Raw genomic sequence first — 4,333 nt, forward strand, 5'->3', positions numbered from 1 at the left:
CGCGTCATTCAACGCATCAACGTTGTTTCTCAAAAGATGCGTGAAGCTGGAGCGCCGGTCGTTGTAATTCAACACGAAGCGCCCGGCGGCCCGCTGGAGTACGGAACGGAAGGCTGGAACCTTGCCGCCGGACTTGATGTTCAACCCACCGACATCTACGTTCGCAAGAAGGCAACGGATTCGTTTCACAACACAGATCTAGAAAAAATCCTGCAAGCGCACGGAGTGACGAAACTGGCAATCTGCGGGTTGCAGAGCGAGTTCTGCGTGGACACTACGACCCGTAGGGCTCTCGCCCTTGGCTATCCTGTCCTTCTCGTCTCGGATGCCCACTCAACCATGAACAACAGCGTCTTGTCGGCCGCGCAGATCACGGCGCACCATAACGCGACACTAGCAAACATCACTAGTTTTGGCCCTCGGGCCGTGGCAGTACCTTCAAGCGAGGTGAAGATTGATGCCTAACCCGGCGCTCAACCTGTAGTGGTTTAATAATCACAGACACCTCGATAGGTGGGAAAATCACCTAACGAGGAAATTTGCATGACCAAGATACGCAGGGCATTTGATAGTGGCTTCAAGCTTGAAGTCGTCAAGATGGTCAAGGATCAGGGGCTCAGCGTGGCTGAAGTTTGCCACGCGATGGATCTGGGGGAGTCGGCACTGCGGCGCTGGATCAAGCAGTACGAACAAGAGCTGACGGGCGGCACCGGTATCGGCAAACCACTCACGACCGAGCAGCAACGGATTCGCCAACTGGAAGACGAGAACCGGCAACTACGTCAGGATGTGGCCATTTTAAAAAAAGCGTCAGCCTTCTTTGCCCGCGAGCTCAAATAAAGTACCGATTGGTACAGCAGTTGAAGAAGGCTTATCCCATTTTGACCCTCTGTCGGGCTCTGGGCGTGAGTCGGCCGGGCTTCTACGCGTACAGCCAACGACCGGCGCGCATGAATGACCTGACCGTCGAGGCCAAAATGAAAGCCATTTTTGCTGCCAGTGACGGCAGCTATGGTAGCCGGCGAATCCGAAACAAGCTTTGCGTTGAGGGGATTCATCTTGGTCGATACAAGATCCTGCGGCTGATGCGTCAGTACGGTCTCCGCCCAGTTTGGAAGCGTAAATTTATCCATACGACCGACAGCAAGCATGACCTGCCCGTCGCTGATAATTTGTTGAACCGGCAGTTTGATGTCGCCGCACCCAATCGAGCTTGGGTATCGGATATTACCTACATCCGTACCCGCTCGGGCTGGCTGTATTTGGCAGTGGTCATGGATCTGTTCTCACGCAGGATTGTTGGTTGGGCGATGGCTTCCCACATGAGGACATCACTGGTCAGTCGTGCATTAAGTATGGCAGTACAGCAGCGCAAACCGGCTGCAGGCCTGATCCTGCACTCCGACCGAGGCAGTCAGTACGCCAGTCATGAATACCAAGCCTTGCTGCAAAAACATGGCCTGGTTTGCAGCATGAGTCGGAAAGGAAATTGCTGGGATAATGCAGTGATGGAACGCTTCTTCCTCAATCTGAAGATGGAACGCGTCTGGCAGCGCGATTACGCCAATCATGGCGAGGCCCAGCGGGACGTGGTCGGCTACATCGTCGGCTTCTACAACACCTGCCGGCTGCATTCGAAACTGGGCTATCTGCCTCCCGTGGTTTACGAGCAGCAGATGGCAGCAAAACAACCTATCGGTGTGTCTGTAAATACTTGACCACTACAATCGGGGGTGGATCGGCGGGGAAACGTCAGGCCTTGAGCAGCCGTGCGGCATCCAGCGCGAAGTAGGTGAGGATGCCGTCGGCACCAGCGCGCTTGAAGGCGAGCAGGCTTTCCAGCATGCACTTTTCTTCATTGAGCCAGCCGTTTTGTGCTGCCGCCTTGAGCATCGCATACTCGCCCGACACCTGATAGGCATAGGTCGGCACGCGAAAGGTGTCTTTCACGCGACGGATCACATCCAGATACGGCATACCCGGCTTGACCATCACGATATCGGCGCCCTCCTCCAGATCCATAGCCACTTCCTGCAAGGCTTCTTCCAGATTGGCCGGGTCCATCTGGTAACTATATTTATCAGCCTTGCCCAGATTGCCGGACGAACCGACCGCATCGCGGAACGGGCCGTAGAAGCTGGACGCATACTTGGCCGAATAGGCAAAAATCTTGGTATGCGGGACTTCAGCTGGCGCACCACGGTCGACATCAAGCCTTCCGGGCTATAAGCTTCGATGGCGCATTGTTCTTGCCGCTTTCGATCACTGGGAAGATGGACAGCATCGGGATGCCGAGCTTGAGCATTGCTTGGGCGGTAGTAAGGCTATAAAAAATCCCCGGAAGAAGTCCGGGGATTTTTTATAGGCACATCCGGAGCGGGAGGCTGACATCAGTACGGCGGATTCACCACGATAAACTGTGTTCCTCGTGGCTGATACCAGGTGTTTCCGCACTGCTGGTAGATAATGCCGCCGTAGTTGACCGGCGCGCAGCCGGGTGGCACGGAACGCACGATGGAGCCGATAATGGCACTCGTCACCGCCACGGTCGCCCCCACCGCCACCGCCGTCGCAACAGGGTGGTAGTCGTTGTCCCAACCTCCGCTGTGATGGACATCCACATCAACATCCCTGTTAACGTTCCTGTTGACGTTTCTATTGACATTCACATTGTTGACGCTATTGCTGCGGACATTGTTTGTGCGTACATCGGCCCGGCTGCGATCAGCCTTGACCTGATGCCGAGCCCCGCCGCTGCCCGCAGCGGCATGCGGCTTAGAGGCCGCAACCTTGCCACTGCGACCAGCCTCGACGACCGGAACCAGAGCGAAACTGACCACGAGCAGCGCCACCAGCGGAGACAGGAGCAGCTTGCGCAGTGCATTTTCCATGACATGACTCCTCTACTTGGTTTTGCGCGGCAGCAGTTCGGCCGGGGAAGCACCCTTGGGCGGCTTGAAGCTGAAAACCGCGCTCGAAAAGGTGGGCTTCAGATTCCAGTCGATCAGGCTGACCGACTGCGGGCGCGCCTCGTCGTTACGCTGAGTGATCACAAGCTTGCGCGGCAAAGGCCGGTCTCCAGCCGCGATCCAGATCTGCCAGTCGGTATTGCCCTGGCGGAAGGCATAATGATCACACAACGTCTGGCCAATGAAATCCTGGCCGGCATTCATCGCTGACTGTATCCCGTCGAACGGCGCATCCGGCGTGCCCCAGACAAACAGATCGGCCAGAGGGGTTTCCACACCATACTTTTCCTCCAGACGGTTGACCAGCACATTGAGTTTGCCGGTAAACGGCACCGTCGAGTAATACTTCTGCGCGGGCGAGTACAGGGTCACGCGCTGGCCGTCGTAAAAGATCTCGCGTTCGGAGCGAGCACTAGATATCAGGGCACGCAGCCGCTCAGGACGATCGACATCCAGCACGGCCTTCGCCGTATGCTGCAGTTTCTGGCCGTCGGCAAGCACCCGCTCGCCAGTCAGTTCGGTCGAGACCTGAAAGCGCTTCAGGCTCAGTAAATAAACACCCATATCCTTCAGCGCCTGGATGGCCGCTGGATCGACCGCATCTGCGGATGTCTGCGCAGGCGCGGCCGGGGTATCCGTCTGGGCATGCAAGACGGAGGGTGCTAGCGAGATTGCCAGCAGGCTGAACATCAATATATTGCGTACCATGCTTGTCTCCGGGAGGGTGACTCACGGTCAGGTCAGAACGGAATCTGCGCAAGTTACCGCCCTCGCACCCAGCCCCCCCCTGAACCGACTCTTGCCAGACAGGAACGAGAACCCCTGCCTGCTCTGTTCCGCCCCCCTGACCAGGGCCGACGGTAACGGCTTGCGCAAGGCACAAGCCAGACAGTCAAGCGCCTAGCCTTTATGCGCTCCTGAATTCTAGTACAGGCATCATCCTCTCCCTCCCTATCCTTGGGCGGGATGTAAATCTGCAGCCTGGCCATGGGGACAGCCGTATGGCAGGCAAAAGAATAGCCGCAAGCAAGCACGCTGGGCGTACTTAGGCCAAAGCCGTAAGCCTCCACCAGCCAATCCATTCCTAGTCGCCGATGGGTTACGCCACCTCCAGTGGCTAACCCACCCTTGTCCCCAACTGCAAACCACCCCGCAAGCATGGCCTGCGGGGTGGTTTGGCCATTCACGCCTCCAAGTACAGGGGGTAGATCGGCGGGGAAACGTCAGGCCTTGAGCAGCCGTGCGGCATCCAGCGCGAAGTAGGTGAGGATGCCGTCGGCACCAGCACGTTTGAAGGCGAGCAGGCTTTCCATCATGCACTTTTCTTCATTGAGCCAGCCGTTTTGTGCTGCCGCCTTGAGCAT

The 4,333-nt window shown here is 57.2% G+C and carries 4 protein-coding genes and 2 pseudogenes; 2 read left to right on the forward strand and 4 right to left on the reverse strand.

Annotation, left to right across the window (positions count from 1 at the left end):
• Positions 1–465 (forward strand): cysteine hydrolase family protein (locus ACRC1E_RS04160; RefSeq protein ID WP_438513851.1); only part of this gene is annotated, 465 nt, incomplete at its 5' end.
• A gap of 78 nt (positions 466–543) precedes the next feature.
• Positions 544–1,718 (forward strand): IS3 family transposase gene (locus ACRC1E_RS04165; RefSeq protein WP_438513852.1). Its coding sequence is split into 2 segments (ribosomal slippage): positions 544–811 and positions 811–1,718, totalling 1,176 coding nucleotides; the frame shifts between segments, so codons are not numbered across the junction.
• A 34-nt stretch (positions 1,719–1,752) separates the two neighbouring features.
• Here ACRC1E_RS04165 and ACRC1E_RS04170 read toward each other — a convergent pair.
• The 4 genes and pseudogenes from ACRC1E_RS04170 to ACRC1E_RS04185 all read right to left on the reverse strand — a co-directional run.
• A pseudogene (locus ACRC1E_RS04170) lies at positions 1,753–2,178 on the reverse strand (porphobilinogen synthase); the annotation flags it as partial.
• Positions 2,179–2,390: 212 nt separating this feature from the next.
• Positions 2,391–2,891, reverse strand: a complete 501-nt coding sequence (locus ACRC1E_RS04175) for a hypothetical protein (protein WP_438513853.1) — start codon at positions 2,889–2,891, stop codon at positions 2,391–2,393.
• Positions 2,892–2,903: 12 nt separating this feature from the next.
• The gene (locus ACRC1E_RS04180; protein WP_438513854.1) at positions 2,904–3,677 is read right to left on the reverse strand and encodes a DUF2092 domain-containing protein; all 774 of its coding nucleotides are present in this window, start codon (positions 3,675–3,677) and stop codon (positions 2,904–2,906) included.
• 515 nt (positions 3,678–4,192) lie between these two features.
• Positions 4,193–4,333, reverse strand: a pseudogene (locus tag ACRC1E_RS04185) (porphobilinogen synthase); the annotation flags it as partial.

Origin of the sequence: Craterilacuibacter sp. (assembly GCF_051659485.1) — a bacterium.
Classification (GTDB): Bacteria; Pseudomonadota; Gammaproteobacteria; order Burkholderiales; family Chromobacteriaceae; genus Craterilacuibacter.